Source organism: Luteimonas sp. RC10, assembly GCF_014192745.1.
In the GTDB taxonomy this organism is placed as follows: domain Bacteria; phylum Pseudomonadota; class Gammaproteobacteria; order Xanthomonadales; family Xanthomonadaceae; genus Luteimonas.
Genome location: NZ_JACHYJ010000010.1, coordinates 28,432 through 45,675 on the forward strand (window position 1 = coordinate 28,432; position 17,244 = coordinate 45,675).

General features: G+C 69.7%; 15 protein-coding genes. 14 read left to right on the top strand and 1 reads right to left on the bottom strand.

Annotation, left to right across the window (positions count from 1 at the left end):
- The first annotated feature begins 167 nt into the window (after positions 1 to 167).
- A complete protein-coding gene (locus FHW73_RS16230; protein WP_221187613.1) occupies positions 168 to 935 on the top strand; it encodes a hypothetical protein in 768 nt (255 codons plus the stop codon).
- Positions 936 to 1,010: 75 nt separating this feature from the next.
- Here FHW73_RS16230 and FHW73_RS16235 read toward each other — a convergent pair whose 3' ends face one another.
- Positions 1,011 to 1,958: a carbohydrate kinase family protein gene (locus FHW73_RS16235; protein WP_183427805.1), complete on the bottom strand. Its 948-nt coding sequence runs from the start codon at positions 1,956 to 1,958 to the stop codon at positions 1,011 to 1,013.
- A gap of 241 nt (positions 1,959 to 2,199) precedes the next feature.
- On the opposite strand from FHW73_RS16235, the gene FHW73_RS16240 reads away from it, so the two are divergent.
- The 13 genes from FHW73_RS16240 to FHW73_RS16300 all read left to right on the top strand — a co-directional run bounded on the left by FHW73_RS16240 (position 2,200) and on the right by FHW73_RS16300 (position 16,942).
- On the top strand, positions 2,200 to 3,240 hold the full coding sequence (locus FHW73_RS16240; protein WP_183427806.1) for a rod shape-determining protein: 1,041 nt from the start codon (positions 2,200 to 2,202) through the stop codon (positions 3,238 to 3,240).
- A 157-nt stretch (positions 3,241 to 3,397) separates the two neighbouring features.
- Complete coding sequence (mreC, locus tag FHW73_RS16245) at positions 3,398 to 4,420, top strand: rod shape-determining protein MreC (protein WP_183427807.1); 1,023 nt, start codon at positions 3,398 to 3,400, stop codon at positions 4,418 to 4,420.
- Entirely contained in the window at positions 4,417 to 4,896 is a 480-nt protein-coding gene (mreD, locus tag FHW73_RS16250) for a rod shape-determining protein MreD (protein WP_183427808.1), read from the top strand. The genes mreC and mreD overlap by 4 nt, the downstream gene beginning before the upstream one ends.
- Before the next feature lie 6 nt (positions 4,897 to 4,902).
- Positions 4,903 to 6,921 carry a penicillin-binding protein 2 gene (mrdA, locus tag FHW73_RS16255; protein ID WP_183427809.1) on the top strand — a complete coding sequence of 673 codons (2,019 nt, stop codon included), beginning with the start codon at positions 4,903 to 4,905 and terminating at the stop codon, positions 6,919 to 6,921.
- Entirely contained in the window at positions 6,918 to 8,027 is a 1,110-nt protein-coding gene (gene rodA, locus FHW73_RS16260) for a rod shape-determining protein RodA (RefSeq protein WP_183427810.1), read from the top strand. The genes mrdA and rodA overlap by 4 nt, the downstream gene beginning before the upstream one ends.
- A gap of 66 nt (positions 8,028 to 8,093) precedes the next feature.
- Positions 8,094 to 9,224 carry a lytic murein transglycosylase B gene (gene mltB / locus FHW73_RS16265; protein ID WP_183427811.1) on the top strand — a complete coding sequence of 377 codons (1,131 nt, stop codon included), beginning with the start codon at positions 8,094 to 8,096 and terminating at the stop codon, positions 9,222 to 9,224.
- Positions 9,225 to 9,256: 32 nt separating this feature from the next.
- Positions 9,257 to 10,522, top strand: coding sequence for a septal ring lytic transglycosylase RlpA family protein (locus FHW73_RS16270; RefSeq protein WP_183427876.1), 1,266 nt, complete (start codon positions 9,257 to 9,259; stop codon positions 10,520 to 10,522).
- Positions 10,523 to 10,606: 84 nt separating this feature from the next.
- Entirely contained in the window at positions 10,607 to 11,827 is a 1,221-nt protein-coding gene (locus tag FHW73_RS16275; RefSeq protein ID WP_183427877.1) for a D-alanyl-D-alanine carboxypeptidase family protein, read from the top strand.
- 178 nt (positions 11,828 to 12,005) lie between these two features.
- Positions 12,006 to 12,284, top strand: coding sequence for a DUF493 family protein (locus FHW73_RS16280; RefSeq protein WP_183427812.1), 279 nt, complete (start codon positions 12,006 to 12,008; stop codon positions 12,282 to 12,284).
- 34 nt (positions 12,285 to 12,318) lie between these two features.
- Positions 12,319 to 12,786: a BLUF domain-containing protein gene (locus tag FHW73_RS16285; protein ID WP_183427813.1), complete on the top strand. Its 468-nt coding sequence runs from the start codon at positions 12,319 to 12,321 to the stop codon at positions 12,784 to 12,786.
- Positions 12,783 to 13,466: a lipoyl(octanoyl) transferase LipB gene (gene lipB / locus FHW73_RS16290; protein ID WP_183427814.1), complete on the top strand. Its 684-nt coding sequence runs from the start codon at positions 12,783 to 12,785 to the stop codon at positions 13,464 to 13,466. Before FHW73_RS16285 ends, lipB begins: the two co-directional genes overlap by 4 nt.
- 81 nt (positions 13,467 to 13,547) lie before the next feature.
- Positions 13,548 to 14,552, top strand: coding sequence for a lipoyl synthase (lipA, locus tag FHW73_RS16295; protein ID WP_183427815.1), 1,005 nt, complete (start codon positions 13,548 to 13,550; stop codon positions 14,550 to 14,552).
- Between the two features lie 200 nt (positions 14,553 to 14,752).
- Entirely contained in the window at positions 14,753 to 16,942 is a 2,190-nt protein-coding gene (locus FHW73_RS16300; RefSeq protein ID WP_183427816.1) for a carboxy terminal-processing peptidase, read from the top strand.
- Positions 16,943 to 17,244: the final 302 nt, after the last annotated feature.

A 17,244-nucleotide genomic window follows, 5' to 3' on the forward strand; every position in this document is an offset into this window, starting at 1 on the left:
CGGCGCTCGGGAGCAGCTGACGTCGCCCGTGGCCGATTCCGGTACGCTTCACGCCGCTGCACGGCTGCCTTTGTCATGCAGGCAGCCCGTAAAGGTGACCGTCGGCAATGCGATTCGAAGTGAACCCTCTGCGTCGTGCCTCGCGGCGGTGTCTTCCAGGCGCCGCCATGCTGCTGGGGGTGATGTCCGGGTGCAGTTCCATCCTCGAATTTCCACAGAACGTGTCGACGTTCAACGACGGTTTCGGCAGTCCGCAACTCGATCATCAGGTGCGCACGGTGGAATCGGACGCCTACCTGGCGATGCCCGGCTACGGTCAGATTGTGGTCACGCTGCCGCCAGGCGTGACGCTGGGGCGGCAACCGCATGGCCGTCCGCCGGTGTCGGTGTCGTATGCCAAGAACCGTGCCGCTGGCCTGCGCGGGACGCGTTGGCGCAATCTGGACGTGCGTGGCGTCGCGCCCGATGCACGTGGTGTGCTGCGCCTGCCGGTACCCCATATCGACGGCTATCGCCCGACATCGTTGCTGGTCTGGGTGCGGACACCGGAGGCCACAGGCGCGCGCGACATGCGCATCAACTTTGATCTGACCGAGACCTCGGTCATCGATCCGACGGATGCCGAAAGGCACGAGGCATTCTGGATGAACCATGATGGGCAGTGCCTGGATCGCGGGCGCATCCAGCCGATCGAGTACGCCGACCAGCCGGACGCGATGATCGATGGCCGGCGCCATCCGATCCGATTCGATACCGCCCTCGATGGGCTGTGCGTGTTCCTGTTTCCACAGCAGCAGGCGATTGTCGCGACCGACACGCCGGGCCGGGTCTTGCGCTCGCCGGTGCGTGTCCGGATCCCCAAGGTCTACCAGCATCCGCACTTCAGCAGCTACTGGCAGCCGTCCGCGTCCGACGCGCCCGCAAGCGCGGACTGATCGGACGCGGCGACCGCAAGCGCGGCGAGGCGAGGTTTGCGGGGCGCTCTACGCCGCCGCGCGGCGCCTCCGGGCTCAGCCGCCCTTGCTCTCCAGCGAGTAGCCGAACTGCTGCCGGAACTGCAGCGAGAACTCTTCGTAGTCGAAGCGCTGGTTCTGGGTACCGGGATGCTCGACCTTCAGCGCGCCCATCAGGTTGCCGATGCGGCCGATGGTCAGCCAGTCGTAGCCCTTGTCGATGCCGAACAGCAGGCCGGCGCGGAAGGCATCGCCGCAGCCGGTCGGGTCGGTCACGCGGCGCTCGTGCGCGGGCGGCACGTCGTGGCTCTGGCCCTCGGCATGGATCACCACGCCCTTGGGGCCGCGCGTGCAGATGTAGGCGCGCACCTTGCCGGCGATGACCGTCTCGTCCCAGCCGGTGCGCTCCTGCAGCAGGTTGGACTCGTAGTCGTTGACGATCACATAGTCCGCCAGCTCGATGAACTGGCGCAGCTCGTCGCCGTTGAACAGCGGCATCGCCTGGCCCGGGTCGAAGACGAACGGAGTGCCGGCCTCGGCGAACTCGCGTGCGTTCTGCAGCATGCCCTCGCGGCCGTCGGGACCGACCAGGCCGATGGTCACCCCGGGCACGTCCTTCACGTGGTTCTCGTGGCTGCGCATCATCGCGCCCGGGTGGAAGGCGGTGATTTGGTTGTTGTCGTGGTCGGTGGTGATGAACGCCTGGGGCGTGAACAGCTCGGGGATCTCGCGCACATAGTCGAGCGTGATGCCCAGTTCGGTGAACCATTCGCGATAAGGGCCGAAATCCTGGCCCACGGTGCCCATCGGGATCGGGTGGCCGCCGAGCAGCTTCAGGTTGTAGGCGATGTTGCCGGCGCAGCCGCCGAACTCGCGGCGCATGCGCGGCACCAGAAACGAGACGTTCAGGATGTGCACTTTGTCCGGAAGGATGTGGTTCTTGAACTGGTCCGGAAACACCATGATGGTGTCGTAGGCCAGGGAACCGCAGATCAATGCAGACATCGCGCGCAACTCGTCATCGTCGAAGGCCGGTTAGTTTACGTTAACCCGGCGCACGCCGGGCCCGATGCGGGCCGGCCAGGGGCGGCCCAGGCCGGCGCCGCCGCGGGGGAACGCCCTGCGGGAAGCGCGATCGGGCTGTCTGGACGGGCGCCATACGGGGCGTTCGGGGCGCCGCGGGTGACCGGCTTTTTTGCTAGGCTAGCGCGCTTGTGTCGCCCCCTCTGACGGACGCCCTTTTCCGATGTTCAAGAAGTTCCGCGGCCTGTTTTCCAACGACCTGTCCATCGACCTGGGCACCGCCAACACGCTGATCTTCGTCCGCGGCCAGGGCATCGTGCTCAATGAGCCGTCGGTCGTGGCCGTGCGCCAGGACCGGACCGCCGGCCAGAAGGTGGTCGCGGCGGTCGGCGCCGAGGCCAAGCAGATGCTCGGCCGGACGCCGGGCAACATCACCACGCATCGCCCGATGAAGGACGGCGTCATCGCCGACTTCACCTACACCGAGGAGATGCTCAAGCACTTCATCAAGAAGGTGCACAAGTCGCGTTTCCTGCGCCCGAGCCCCCGCGTGCTGATCTGCGTGCCCGCCGGCTCGACCCAGGTCGAGAAGCGTGCGATCAAGGATTCGGCGCTCGAGGCCGGTGCCCGCGAGGTGTCGCTGATCGAAGAGCCGATGGCGGCTGCGATCGGTGCCGGCATGCCGGTGACCGAGGCGCGCGGCTCGATGGTGGTCGACGTCGGCGGCGGCACCACCGAGGTCGCGGTCATCGCGCTCAACGGCATCGTCTACTCGCAGTCGGCCCGCATCGGCGGCGACCGGTTCGACGAGTCGATCATCAACTACGTGCGCCGCAACCACGGCATGCTGATCGGCGATGCGACCGCAGAGCGGATCAAGCTCGAGATCGGCTGCGCCTACCAGCAGGAGCCCGTGGTCGAGATCGAGGTCTCCGGCCGGCACCTGGCCGAGGGCGTGCCCAAGGTCATCACGATCAGCTCCAACGAGGTGCTCGACGCGCTGCGCGAGCCGCTGTCGGGCATTGTCGAGGCGGTCAAGCAGGCGCTCGAGCAGACGCCGCCCGAGCTGTGCGCCGACGTCGCCGAGCGTGGCATCGTGCTGACCGGCGGCGGCGCGCTGCTGCGCGACCTCGACCGCCTGATCAGCGAGGCCACCGGCCTGCACGTGCAGGTCGCCGAGGACCCGCTGACCTGCGTCGCGCGGGGCGGCGGCCGGGCGCTGGAATTGCTGGACCTGCACGGCAACGAGTTCTTCGCCGACTGACCGCGCGGCGCCATCGGCAGTGCCGGCGGTCGAGGAGCTGGTGTCCCGTCCTCGCTGCAGGCATGAGGGGCCCGCCCCGCCGTCCGCCCGGTCCCAGGTCGCTGGCGTCCCGTCGCCGCGGGACTGACGATCGACTCCCATCAGGACAACACGCCCGATGTCGTCTTCCAGCTCACCGGCTCCCCGATCTGGCGACGTGTCCGGCACGCTGCGGCTGCTGGCCTACCTGGCGCTGTCGTGCGTGCTGATCGTCATGGACCACCGCGGTAGCTGGCTGTCGGAGGCCAGGCACCAGGCGGCGGTCATCGTCCAGCCGCTGTGGTGGCTGGCCGGCCTGCCCTCGCGTCTGGGCACGAGCATGCGCAACGACGCGGCGACCCGCTCCCAACTGGCCGAGGACAACCGCCGGCTGCGCAACGAACTGCTGGTACTCAACGCCCGCCAGGCCCGCCTGCGGGTCGAGGCGACCGAGAACGCCCGCCTGCGGCGCCTGCTCGGCGCGGTCGGGCAGGGCAATCTGGACGTGCAACTGGCGCCGGTCCTCGACGTCGACCAGGATCCGACGCGGCAGCGGCTGCTGCTCGATGCGGGGACCCGCAACGGCGTGCGCACCGGACAGAGCGTCATCGACGCCGGCGGCCTGCTCGGGCAGGTCATCGCGACGACGTCCACCACCGCGACCGTGCTGCTGGTGACCGATCTCGAACATGCGGTGCCGGTGGTCGTGGCGCGGAATGGCGTGCGCCTGGTCGCCTACGGCAGCGGGCATGCCGATGCGCTGCTGCTGCGCAACGTGCCGCTGTCGGCCGATGTCCAGGTCGGCGATGCGCTGGTCACCTCGGGGCTGGGCGGCCGGTTCCCGCCGGGGTTCCCGGTCGGCACGATCGCCTCGCTCGAGCCCGACGACAGCCGCGCATTCCTGATCGGCCGCCTGACACCGGCCGCGCAGTTCGACCGCGGCCGCGACGTGTTGCTGCTGCGCGACGAGGTTGTGCCGGTGACCACCGCCGACCTGGATGCGGCCGCGGCCGAGCGCGAGGCCGCAGCGCGCGCCAGGGCGGAAGCCGCCGCTGCCGAGGCCGCCACAGACGGTGCGCAGACTGGCGCGGTGGACGGCGCAGCCGCGGCGACGCCGGCCGCGACCGAGCCCGCACCGCCTGTCCAGAGGCCCACGCCATGATCCGCCGTCGCAAACGCTGGTTGCTGCCGGTGAGCCTGCTGGCCGCGATGCTGCTCGGCCTGCTGCCGCTGCCGGCCGGCCTGCAGCCGCTGCGCCCGTTCTGGCTGGCGCTGGTGGTCGCCTACTGGGTGATCGAGGACCCCGACCGCGCGGGCCTGGGCCTGGCGTTCTCGGTCGGCCTGATCTCCGATCTCGCGTTCGGCGGTCTGCTGGGCGAGCAAGCGCTGCGACTGGTGGTGATGAGCTTCATCCTGCAGCGCTTCCGCTCGCAGCTGCGCTTTTTCCCGGTCGCCCAGCAGGCGGCCGCGGTCGGCGGGCTGCTGCTCAACGACCGCATCGTCAGTGCCGCGATCCACGGCGCCCTGGGCCTGCCGCAGCTGCCCTGGACGTACTGGATCGCACCGCTGCTGGGCATGCTGCTGTGGGCGCCGCTGTACCTGGTCATGGACGCACTGCGCTTCGGGCGCCGGACCTGACCGCATATGGCCGGGCGTCGTCGTTCGAATGTCCGCAACAACGCCGCCGAGGCCGCGGCGTTCGCGCGTCGTGCATTGCTGGGCTTCGTGCTGGTCGTGGCCGCGCTCGCGGTGCTCGCCGGCTGGTACTTCAAGCTGCAGGTGATCGACCATGAGGTCTACGCCAAACGCTCGGAGGCCAATCGCATCAAGCCGCGTCCGGTGGTGCCGGGTCGCGGGCTGATCTACGACCGGCAAGGCCGCATCCTGGCCAGCAACGAGCAGGCCTACCGGCTCGATGTCACGCCCGAGGAGGCCGGCGACCCCCGGCAACTGGTCGCCGACCTGTCGCGCATCATCGCCCTGTCGCCCGACGACATCGCGCGCTTCGAGCGCGAGCGCAAGGCGCAGCGCGGGTTCCGGCCGGTGACGCTGAAGCTGCGCATCAGCGAGGACGAGATGGCGCGCTTTGCGATCGACCGCTGGCGCTTCCCGGGCGTGGAAGTCGTGCCCTATCTCAACCGCCACTACCCTTACGGCGACCTGTTCGCGCACGTGGTCGGCTATGTCGGCCGCACCGACGACAGCGACATCGAGCGCTACGGCCAGGCGCATCTGCTGTTCCCGCAGACCGGGCGGACCGGGCTGGAGCGGTACTACGACGAGCAGTTGCGCGGCAAGATCGGCTACGAACAGGTCGAGACCAACGTGGAGGGCCGCGCGCTGCGCCGGCTCGGCCTGGTGCCGGCGACCGCGGGCACCGATCTGCGGCTGAGCATCGATGCCGAGCTGCAGCGCGCGATGGTGCTCGCCTTCGGCGGCCTGCACGGCTCGGCGGTCGCGGTCGAGCCCAAGACCGGCCTGATCCTGGGCATGGTCAGCCTGCCGAGCTTCGATCCCAACCTGTTCGTCAACGGCATCTCGCATACCGACTACCGTCGGCTGATGGACGATCCGGCGCGGCCGCTGTTCAACCGCAACGTGCTCGGTGGCGGCCCGCCGGGCTCGACGATCAAGCCCCTGGTCGCGCTCGCCGGCCTCGACAGCGGCCTGCGCACGCCCGAGTACCGGGTGTTCTCCACCGGCGAGTTCTTCATCCCCGGCCAGCGGCGCGGTTACCGCGACGCCGGACGCGGTGGCGGCTGGACCGACCTGCGCGATTCGATCTCCCGGTCGGTCAACTATTACTACTACCAGCTCGCCTACGAGATGGGCATCGAGCGCTTCGACCAGTACATGACGCGCTACGGCTTCGGTCGGCCCACCGGCATCGACCTGCTGGGCGAGAACCCCGGCGTGGTGCCGTCGCCGCGCTACAAGGCCCAGCGCAGCAAGGAGCCCTGGTACGCGGGCGAAACAGTCATCGCCGGCATCGGTCAGGGCTATTGGATCGCGACCGCGCTGCAACTGGCGCGCGGCACGTCTGCGATCGCCAACGGCGGCGTGCTCAACACCTTGCACCTGGCGGCCGAGCGCCGCGACGGCTTCGATGCGCCGTGGCGGCCGATCGCGCGCCCGCCGGGTGAGCGCATCACCGATCGCCCCGACCACCTGCGCGCCGTGCAGGAGGGGATGATGAACACGATCCATGGCCGCGGGTCGGCAACCGCGATGGCGCGCGGCGCGCAGTACCGCATGGCCGGCAAGACCGGTACCGCGCAGCGCGTGAGCCGCCGCGGCAACGCCAGCCTCGATCCGCGTGCGCTGCCTTACCACCTGCGCCACCAGGCCTTGTTCGTCGGCTATGCGCCGGCCGAGGATCCGACCATCGCCGTCGCGGTGACCGTCGAGCATGGCGGTTACGGCGGCACAGCGGCCGCGCCGATCGCGCGCCGGATCTTCGATGCCTGGCTGCTGGGCACGATGCCGGAGGTCGAAGTGGATCCGGTGACCGGGGCCCCGGCCGCGGTCGTCGCCGCCGCGCCTGGCGCCACACCGGCACGCGAGGTCTCGTTCGAGGGCGTCGTCGACGGCGTGCGCACGGTGCCGCCGGGCGCAGTTGCGTTGCCTGCGCCTGCGCCTGCGCCGGCGGAGGCGCGGCGATGAAGGTGATCCTGCGCTGGTTGCTGGACCTGTGGCTGCGCTTCACGCGTACGCTCGACTGGCCGTTGCTGGCGGCGCTGGTGGCGCTGATGGGCATCGGGCTGGCGGTGCTGCACAGCGCCAGCGGCAAGAACATGGCGATGGTCGGCTCCCAGGCCGGGCGCTACGCCGTGGGTCTGGGCGCGATGTGGCTGCTGTCGCGGATTCCGGCCGTGCAGTTGCGACGCTTCACGCCGCTGGCCTATGCCGCCTCGCTGCTGCCGTTGATCGCGGTGCTGTTCTTGGGCACCGGGCGCAGCGGCCAGCACTGGCTCAACCTGGGCGTGTTCTATGTGCAGCCGGCCGAGTTGATGAAGCTCTCGCTGCCGATGATGGCGGCTTGGTGGCTGGGACAGCAGCCCACGCCGCCGCGACTGGGCGCGATCGCGGTTGCGGCCGCGATCATCGGCTTGCCCACCGGCCTGGTGCTGCTGCAGCCCGATCTGGGCACCGCGGTCCTGGTCGCCTCGGGCGGCGCGTTCGCGCTGTACCTGGCGGGCCTGTCGTGGTGGTGGTTCGTCGGCGGCGCCGCGGTCGCCGCGGTGGGCGCGCCCGCGGCCTGGTTCTGGTACCTGCAGCCCTACCAGAAGGACCGCATCCTGACCTTCCTCGATCCCGAGTCTGACCCGCTGGGCACGGGCTGGAACATCATCCAGTCGCGGATCGCCATCGGCTCGGGCGGCTTGACCGGGCAGGGCTGGGGCGACGGTTCGCAATCCCATCTCAACTACGTGCCCGAGCACACGACCGACTTCGTGTTCGCGGTGCTCAGCGAGGAGTTCGGCTGGCTCGGGGTCGTGGTCGTACTGGCGCTCTACCTGTTCGTGATCGGTCGCTGCCTGTGGATCGCCAGCCAGGCGCGCGACGGCTTCTCGCGGCTGCTGGTCGGCAGCCTGGGCCTGGCGATGTCGGTGTACGTGGTCGTCAACGGCGGCATGATCTCGGGCCTGCTGCCGGTGGTCGGGGTGCCGATGCCGCTGCTCAGTTTCGGCGGGACCGCCGCGGTGTCGCTGCTTGCCGGCTTCGGCGTGGTGATGGCGGTGCAGGCGAGCGGCCTGCGGCGACGCTGACCGCGTCACAACGATGGCGGCGATGCAGTGTTGGCGTTGCGTGCACGCGTGCTACCCTCGCCGCCGATGAGCCGACGCCCGTTCTTCCGACTCTCCCTGGCCGCGCTGCCATTCGCATTGGCGGCCTGCGCGACGCCTGCCAATCACGCCGATGCCCAGGCCGACGACTATCACGCGGTCACGCCGCTGGCCGAGCCCGGACGCCCGGAAGGTGCGCTGCTGCCTTCGGTGCCGCAGCCGCCGGAACGGCCGGTCGCGCCGCCATCGGTGACCGACCCGGCGATCCCGCGCGCCCAGCGCGTGGAGAATTTCGTCCAGTATACGGCCACGACCTACGGGGTCGATCCGGCGCGCATCCGCGCCGCGCTGGCGCAGGCCCAGGTCCAGCAGAAGATCCTCGATGCGATCAGCCGCCCGGCCGAGGCCGTGCGGCCCTGGCGCGATTACCGGCCGATCTTCATCAACCCCGCGCGCATCGATGGCGGCGTGGCGTTCTATCGCGACAACCGCGAAGCGCTCGAGCGCGTGGCCGCCGACAGCGGCGTGCCGGCCGAGTACATCGTCGCGATCATCGGCGTGGAAACCAGCTACGGTCGGGTGACCGGCAACTGGAAAGTGCTCGACGCGCTCTACACTCTGGCGTTCGATTACCCGCCGCGCGCGCCGTTCTTCGCTGGCGAACTGGCGCAGCTGTTCGCGTTGCAGAAGGCCGAGCCGCAGCTTGAGATCGGCGAGCTCAAGGGCAGCTATGCCGGCGCGATGGGCATGGGGCAGTTCATGCCGTCGAGCTACCGGCTGTGGGCCAAGGACGGTGATGGCGACGGCCGTCGCGACCTGTTGACCCACAAGCCCGACGTGTTCGCCTCGATCGCCAACTACTTCGTCGTACACGGTTGGCAGCGCGGCGGGCCGGTGGTCGCGCGCGCGCAGCGCGCCGATGGCGCCGCCGACTTCAAGCCCGAGAACTGGGAGCCGGTGTATCCGCTGGCCGATCTTGCCGCGCGCGGCTACACGCCGCTCCCCGGCGAGCCCACCGCCGAGGGCGGCACGCTGCTGTCGCTGGACGGCGAGGCGGGCGCCGAGTACTGGCTGGCCTACCGCAACTTCTACGTGATCACCCGCTACAACCGCTCGCCGATGTACTCGCTGTCGGTGCACCAGCTGGCGCAGGCGATCCGGGCGGGGGTCGGTCCGTGATCCGCTGGCTGCTGCCGGCGGCCGCCCTGCTGATGCTCGCCGGCTGCGCGGGCGCGCCCAAGAAGCCAGTGGCCGCCTCCGGCGGCGAGCGGGTCGGCACGCCGGCGAGTGCCGCATCGTCTGCGCATGGCGCACGTCGGGTGTCGCCGTACGCGCCGGCGCAGGAGGATCCCCGGACCCGCGGGCACTACACCGCAGGCGGCCTTTACAAGCCCGGTGTCCCCGACAGCCTGCCCGACTACCTGCCCAACGTCGATGCGATTCCCGAGCCGGAGGTCGTCGACCTGCCGCGTTCGGAGATCGGCAACCGCAGCCCCTACCAGGTGCTCGGAAAGACCTACCGCGTGCTCGACGACCACAGCGAATTCGTTGAGACCGGCACCGCCTCGTACTACGGCGCCAAGTTCCATGGCCGGCTGACCTCCAATCGCGAGGTCTATGACATGTACGCGTTCACCGCGGCGCACAAGTCGCTGCCGCTGCCCAGCTTTGCGCGGGTGACCAACCTCGACACCGGACAGTCGGTGGTGGTGCGGGTCAACGATCGCGGCCCGTTCCATGACGGTCGCGTCGTCGACCTGAGCTATGCCGCCGCGGTGAAGATCGGCATCCATCCGGCCGGCACCGGCCGGGTCGAAGTCCGCGCGCTGAGCCCGGGCGAGAACGCACGCCACGACTACCGCGCCGTTGCACAGGCGCCCACGGCCGCACCCGCTGCCACGGTCGCTACGGCCACGCCGCGCCCGGCAGCGCCGCAGGCGGCGAGCACGATCGATGCCATCGTCGAGGCCCTGCCGATCGCCAGCGCGCGTGCCGGCGAGCGCCCCGCGCCGCTGCCGCAGCCCAGCGCGGCGGACGGGCGGTTCAACATGTATCAGAACGGCAAGGTCATGACCGCCGACGATTTCGATGCCTGGCTCGCCGCGCGCGGGCTCAAGCTCGAGAACGGACGCCAGGTTCCGATCAACGGCGCCGTTGCGGCCGCGACCGTGCCCGCAGCAGCGCCGGTCCCGGCCACCGCTGCGCCGACGCCCGCGCCCACGCATGCGGCCGCAGCGCCGGTGTCGGGCGGCGTCACGCTGCAGGTCGCGGCGTTCGGTGCCCGGGCCAATGCCGAACGGGCGCTCGCCACGCTGCGTGGCGCCGGCATCGGTGCAGCCCAGCTCGAGGACGGCACCGCCGCCGGCAAGCCGGTCTGGCGCCTGCGCGTGGGCCCGGTCGAGGCCGCGCGTGTCGCCGAGATGACCTCACGTGTCGCCGGGCTCGGCTTCGGTGCGCCGACCGTCGTGCGCGACTGAGTATTTCCCATTTTCCCCGCCTGCCGTCGCGGCGGGCATTCCGGAGTTCCGTTGCAGATGAAAGTGCCTGTCGTCGTTTCGCGCATGCTGCTGGCCGCCATGGCCACCGCGGTGGTCGGCCTTGCGGTCGCCCAGGACCCCGCGCCGCGGCCGACACCTGCACCGGCGCCTGCGCCGGCCGCCGCCGGCGAGGGAGGCGCTGCCCTCAGCGATGCGCTGCCCACACCGCCGCCGCCGGAGGTGACCGGTACGGCCTGGGTGCTGATGGACTATGCGACCGGTCAGGTCCTGGCTGGCGAGAATGCCGACCAGCGCGTGGAGCCGGCCAGCATCACCAAGGTGATGACCAGCTACGTGATCGCCGCCGAGATGGCGGCCGGCAAGGTCAAGCCGGACGATCAGGTGCTGATGAGCGAGAACGCCTGGCGCAAGGGCGGCGCGGGCACCGACGGCAGCTACAGCGGCTTTCCGGTGAACCAGCGCGCGCCGCTGCTGGACATGGAGATCGGCATGGTCGTGCAGTCGGGCAACGACGCCGCGATCGCGCTGGCCGAGCACGTGGCCGGCAGCGAGGAGGCGTTCGCCCAGCTGATGAACGCCTATGCCGAACGCATCGGCATGAAGAACACCCACTTCACCAATGCCACCGGCCTGTCCGGCCCGGAGCATTACTCGACCGCGCACGACCTGGCGATCCTGGGCCGCGCGATGGTGCGCGACTATCCCGAGGAATACGCGCACAACAAGATCAAGGAATTCACGGTCGGGCCGATCACCCAGCACAACCGCAACCGGCTGCTGTGGCGCGACGACAGCGTGGACGGCATCAAGACCGGTCACCACTCCGGCGCCGGCTATTGCCTGATGGCCTCGGCGCTGCGCGGCGACCAGCGGCTGATCTCGGTCGTCATGGGCTCGACGAGCGAGGCCCAGCGCGCCACCGATTCGCTGGCGTTGCTCAACTGGGGGTTCCGCTTCTTCGAGACCCACGCGGTCTACGACGCCCAGAAGGCGGTCTCCACGCAGAAGGTCTGGAAGGGCAAGGCCGACGAGGTGCAGTTGGGCGTGGCCGAGCCGATGCTGGTCAGCATGCCGCGCGGCAAGTACGCGCAGCTCAAGCCGTCGATGGACATCCCCGAGACCCTGGTCGCGCCGATCGAGAAGGGCCAGCAGATCGGCACGGTGCGCGTCGTCCTCGACGGCAAGGTTATTGCGCAGCGTCCGCTGGTCGCGCTCGAGGCAGTCGAGGAGGCCGGCTTCTTCAAGCGGCTGTGGCACGAATTCCTGATGTGGTGGAACTCCTGAGTCCACTTGATCGCTAAAGAGGCCGGCAAATGCCGGCCTTTTTTGGCTTCGAAGCCGGATAAAACCGGGGTCAGAGTGCAATTTCGCTACGCGAAATTGCACTCTGACCCCGGTTTTGCGGGCGGGGCTCGCACCGCCATCGCTTGGGTTCGGCCCCAGCAGCCCCGATAATCCGTCGATGGACATCAAATCAGACAATCCCGAGCACGGCTTCCAGTTCCCGGGCGTGTTCGAACTCACCGCGATGGGCGCCGCCGATGCCGGCCTGGAGACCGAACTGCCGCGACTGCTCGGCGATGCCGGCGTGGCCGTGCTGCACGAGACGGTGAACACCCGCGCCTCGAGCGGTGGGCGCTACGTGTCGGTGCGCCTGAGCATCCGCGCCGAGACGCGTGCGCAGTACGACGCGGCGCACGAGGCCTTGCGCGCGCATCCCGAGGTCAAGTGGACGCTGTGACCCACTCGCAATCCAGGTGCAGGGCGTCCCGCGCGTGAACCGGCAGTTGCTCTATCGCAGCGGGCAGCTGTACGAGTTCACCGCGTCCGACATGCGCGCGTTGTTGCAGCACGCCCGCCAGGCCAATGCGCCGCGCGGCGTCGGCGGCCTGCTGGCACTGCGCGACGGCTTGTTCATGCAATTGCTGGAGGGCCCGGCCCCCGTGGTCGATGCGCTGTTTTCACGGATCGCTGCCGATCCCCGGCATTGCGAAGTCCGCCTGCTGGTGCGCGCCGAGCGCGCCGCGCCGCTGCTGCCGGACTGCCCGATGGCCTGGGCCGAGGCGCCGCCCGAAGACGGCGAGGCGCTGGCGTTCGCCGAGCTCCAGACCGACCACCGCGCGCTGGCCCAACTCGAGCGGGCCGGCGACGACCCGGTTGCCAGGACCCTGTGCGCGTTCCTGGACGGGGCGTCCGTGCCGCGGGGCGGGCTGGTGCCGGCGTTCGCGGGAGGGTGGGCATGACCGACGCGTCGTCGCCGCTGCCTGCGTCCGTGCGCCGGCTCGGGCGCCAGGCCTATATCCCGGTCTGGCAGGCCATGCAGCGCTTCACCGATGCCCGCGACGCGAGCACCGACGATGAGCTGTGGGTCGTCGAGCACGACCCGGTGTTCACTCTCGGCCAGGCCGGCAAGCCCGAGCACGTACTGGCGCCGGGCGACATTCCGGTCGTCCAGGTCGACCGCGGCGGACAGGTGACCTATCACGGCCCCGGCCAACTGGTGGTCTACCCGCTGCTGGATCTGCCGCGGCTGAAGGTCGGCGTGCGCGAGTACGTCTGCCGGATCGAGCAGGCGGTCATCGACACGTTGGCCGACTGGAACATCGAGGCGGTGCGCCGCGAAGGCGCGCCCGGCGTCTATGTCGCCGGCGCCAAGATCGCCGCGCTCGGCATCCGCGTCCGGCGCGGTCGCACCTTCCATGGCCTTGCATTCAACGTCGCGATGGACCTCGAACCGTTCCAGCGGATCAATCCCTGCGGCTACCAGGGCCTGCAGGTGGTCTCGCTGGCCGATCTGGGCGGCAGTGCCTCGACCGACGCGGTCGCGCCGGTGTTGCTGGCGCATTTGGCGCAGCAGTTCGGCCTGGTTCTGTCGGACGCGCCGGCTCCGGCGCTTCCCGAGGCCGTGCCGCTGCCCCGCTGACACGCAGCGTCTCCTGCCTGCGGCAGACACTGCGGGGGCAGGGGCCTACAATGGCGGTCCGATCCGCGCAATGCCTTCGCCATGACCCAGACCGCCGACAAATCGATTCCGCTGCAGGTGGTGTCCGCGCCGCCGGCATCGCTGGAGACCGGCGTCAAGCAGGTGGCTGGCGACAAGATCGCCCGTTCGCCGGTGCAGTTCGCGCAGGCGCCGGTGCTGCGCAAGCCCTCGTGGATCCGCGTGCGCATCCCGTCCAACGGCGCGGTCGCTGCGCTCAAGTCGAAGCTGCGCGAGAACCGGCTGGTCACGGTCTGCGAAGAAGCCAGCTGCCCGAACATCCATGAGTGCTTCGGCCACGGCACCGCGACGTTCATGATCCTGGGCGAGGTCTGCACCCGCCGTTGCTCCTTCTGCGACGTCGCCCACGGCCGGCCCAAGCCGCCGGATGCTTCGGAGCCGCGGAACCTGGCGAACACGATCGCCGACATGGGGCTGAAGTACGTGGTGATCACCTCGGTCGACCGCGACGACCTGCGCGACGGCGGGGCCCAGCATTTCGTCGACTGCATCCGCGAAGTCCGCGCGCAGTCGCCGCACATCCGCATCGAGATCCTCACGCCCGACTTCCGCGGCAAGGGCCGCATGGAGCGCGCGCTGGAGATCCTGCGGACCGATCCGCCGGACGTGTTCAACCACAATGTGGAGACCGTGCCGGACCTGTATCGCAATGTCCGGCCCGGCGCCGACTACCAGTGGTCGCTGACCCTGCTGCAGAAGTTCAAGGCCCAGCACCCGGACGTGTCGACCAAGTCGGGCATCATGCTCGGCCTGGGCGAGACCATGGAGCAGGTGCAGGGCACGCTGCGCGACCTGCGCGCGCACGACGTGGACATGGTCACCATCGGGCAGTATCTGCAGCCCTCCGCGCACCACCATCCCGTGCTGCGCTACTGGACCCCCGACGAGTTCAAGGCCCTCGAGGATTACGGCATGGCGCTGGGTTTCAGCCACGTCGCCTCCGGCCCGCTGGTGCGCTCGTCCTACCACGCCGATCGCCAGGCGATGGAAGCCGGCGTCGCCGCCTGAGCCATGCCCGGCTCGCGGCGCCGAGCCTGACGAACGGGTGAACGCCGGCCCCCGGCGGGGCGCAGCGTGTCCGCAACACAACGAATCGCGCGTCCGGCTTGCATCGGACATGCAACTTTCGGCACTGTCATCACGTCTATTCACGCGACAGGCTCGACGACCTGTCCATGATTTCCCGAACCCGCAGCGCAGGACACCGAATGAAAGCTTCCCGTGTCGTTTCCGGCTCACTGATCGCCCTGGCGCTGGCGGTGCCGTTGGCGCTGATGGCCAGGCCCGACGCCATCGCCGAGGTCCCGGCGACGCCGAACGTGGACCAGGTCGCGGCGTCCAAGCTCGTCTACGGGTTGCTGTCCGACAGTCGCTACGCCTACCGGCCGCGTCCGCTCGATGCGGGCATGTCAAGCGAGATCTTCGACCGGTACTTCGAGAATCTGGATCCGGGCAAGGTCTTCTTCACCCAGCAGGACATCACGCGCTTCGAGGCGTTGCGGCCGAAGATGGGCGCGGCGGTGCGCGACGGCGACATCGCGCCGGCGCTGGAGATCTTCGCACTGTTCAAGACCCGCGTCGCCGAGCGCACCGCGCAGGCCCGCAACCTGCTGTCGCAGGACATTTTCGACTTCAGCGGTAACGACCGCTGGGAATACGACCGCAAGGACGCTGCGTGGGCGGCCGACGGCGCCGAGCTCGACGCGCTGTGGCGGCAGTCGGTGCGCAACGACTGGCTGCGCCTGAAGCTGGCCGGCAAGCAGCCTGACGAGATCCGCAAGACGCTCGATCGGCGCTATCTCAACCAGGCGAACACGGTCGCCGCGTACAACGACGAGGACGCGTTCAGCAGCTTCCTCAACGCCTACACCGGCGTCATCGATCCGCACACCGACTACTTCAACCCGCGCGCCGCGCGTCTGTTCAACCAGAGCATGTCGCTGTCGCTCGAAGGCATCGGTGCGCAGCTGCAGAAGCAGGACGATGTGGTGGTGATCCGCGAGGTCATCGCCGGTGGCCCGGCGGCGCTGAGCAACCGCTTCAAGCCCGGCGATCGCATCGTCGGCGTCGGCCAGGGCACCAACGGGCCGATGGAGGACGTGATCGGCTGGCGCATCGACGACGTGGTCGAGAAGATCAAGGGCCCCAAGGACACCCAGGTGCGCCTGGATGTGATCCCCGCCGAGGCCACGCTCGACAGCGAGCCGGTGCGCATCACGCTCACCCGCGCCCGCGTGCGCCTGGAAGAGCAGGCCGCGAAGGCCGAGACGCTGACGCTGCCGGCGACTGAGGGCGGTGTCGACAAGCGCATCGGCGTGATCAAGCTGCCGGCGTTCTATCAGGACTTCGAAGGGCGTCGCAGCCGCAACGGCGAGTACGCGTCGGCGACGCGCGATGTGGCCCGCCTGCTCGAGCAGTTCAAGCAAGAGAAGGTCGACGGCGTGGTGCTGGACCTGCGCAACAACGGCGGTGGATCGTTGAACGAGGCGGTCGAACTGACCGGTCTGTTCATCGACCAGGGCCCGGTGGTGCAGGTGCGCGAGTCGGGCGGCCGTGTCGGCGTGCAGGCCGATCGCGATCCCGGCGTCGCCTGGGACGGCCCGCTGGCGGTGCTGATCAACCGCGGTTCGGCCTCGGCCTCGGAAATCGTCGCCGGCGCCATCCAGGACTACGGGCGGGGCCTGATCATCGGCGAGACCACGTTCGGCAAGGGCACGGTGCAGAACCTGGTTGATCTGGACCGGTGGCCGGCCAACGAGAACAAGCGCTACGGGCAGGTCAAGCTGACGATCGCGCAGTTCTTCCTGCCGGGTGGCAGCAGCACCCAGAACAAGGGTGTCGAGCCGGACATCCACTTCCCGGTGACGGTGGATGCCACCGAGTTCGGCGAGAGCACCTACGACAACGCCCTGCCGTGGTCGCGTATCGCCGCCGTGCCGCACACCCAGTACGGCAACTTCGGCGAACTGCTGCCGCAGCTCGAACAGCTCCACGACACCCGCGTCGCCACCGACAAGGAATTCCAGTGGTGGGCCGAGGACATCGCCGAGTTCCGGGCCGAGCGCGAGAAGAAGTGGGTCTCGCTCAACGAGGCTGAGCGGCGCGCCGAGCGCGATCGCCAGACCGCCAAGCGCGCGCAGCGCCAGGAAGAGCGCAAGGCGCTGGGCCTGGAGCTCGATCCGCTGGCCGAGGACTCCGACGACGACGGCCTGCAGGCGAGCGAGCGTGCGATCGCGCAGCAGGCCCGTCTGGAGAAGGCGGCCGAGGAGCGTCCGGACCCGTTGCTGCGCGAGGCCTCGGCGATCCTGGCCGATGCCGTGCGGCTGCTCAACAACGACCGCAAGCTCTCGGCCTCGGTGCTGCCCGAATCGACCGGCCCTGGCCGCTGGGCGCGCTGAGCCACGCTCGCAACCGGTTCCAGAAAGCCGCCGCGCCCTGTCGCGGCGGTTTTTTTTGCTCCGGCGCTGGCAGCGGGTTGCCCGTGCGAAACGACGCCGCGATGGAGAACGCGTCCCACGACGCGTGCATTGGCGCGTAAGCCGCGACAGGCGGATGCCTGTCGCCGTCGGTGCACCGGATGCACAGGTCCAGTGACCGGGCGCTGCTGGTGCGTGCAGAGGTTGGCATCACGCCCTGCAACACCGCCATTCCAGCCATGCAACGGGCGCCGGGCGTAGAATCTGCGGCCCGCTGATGCGGG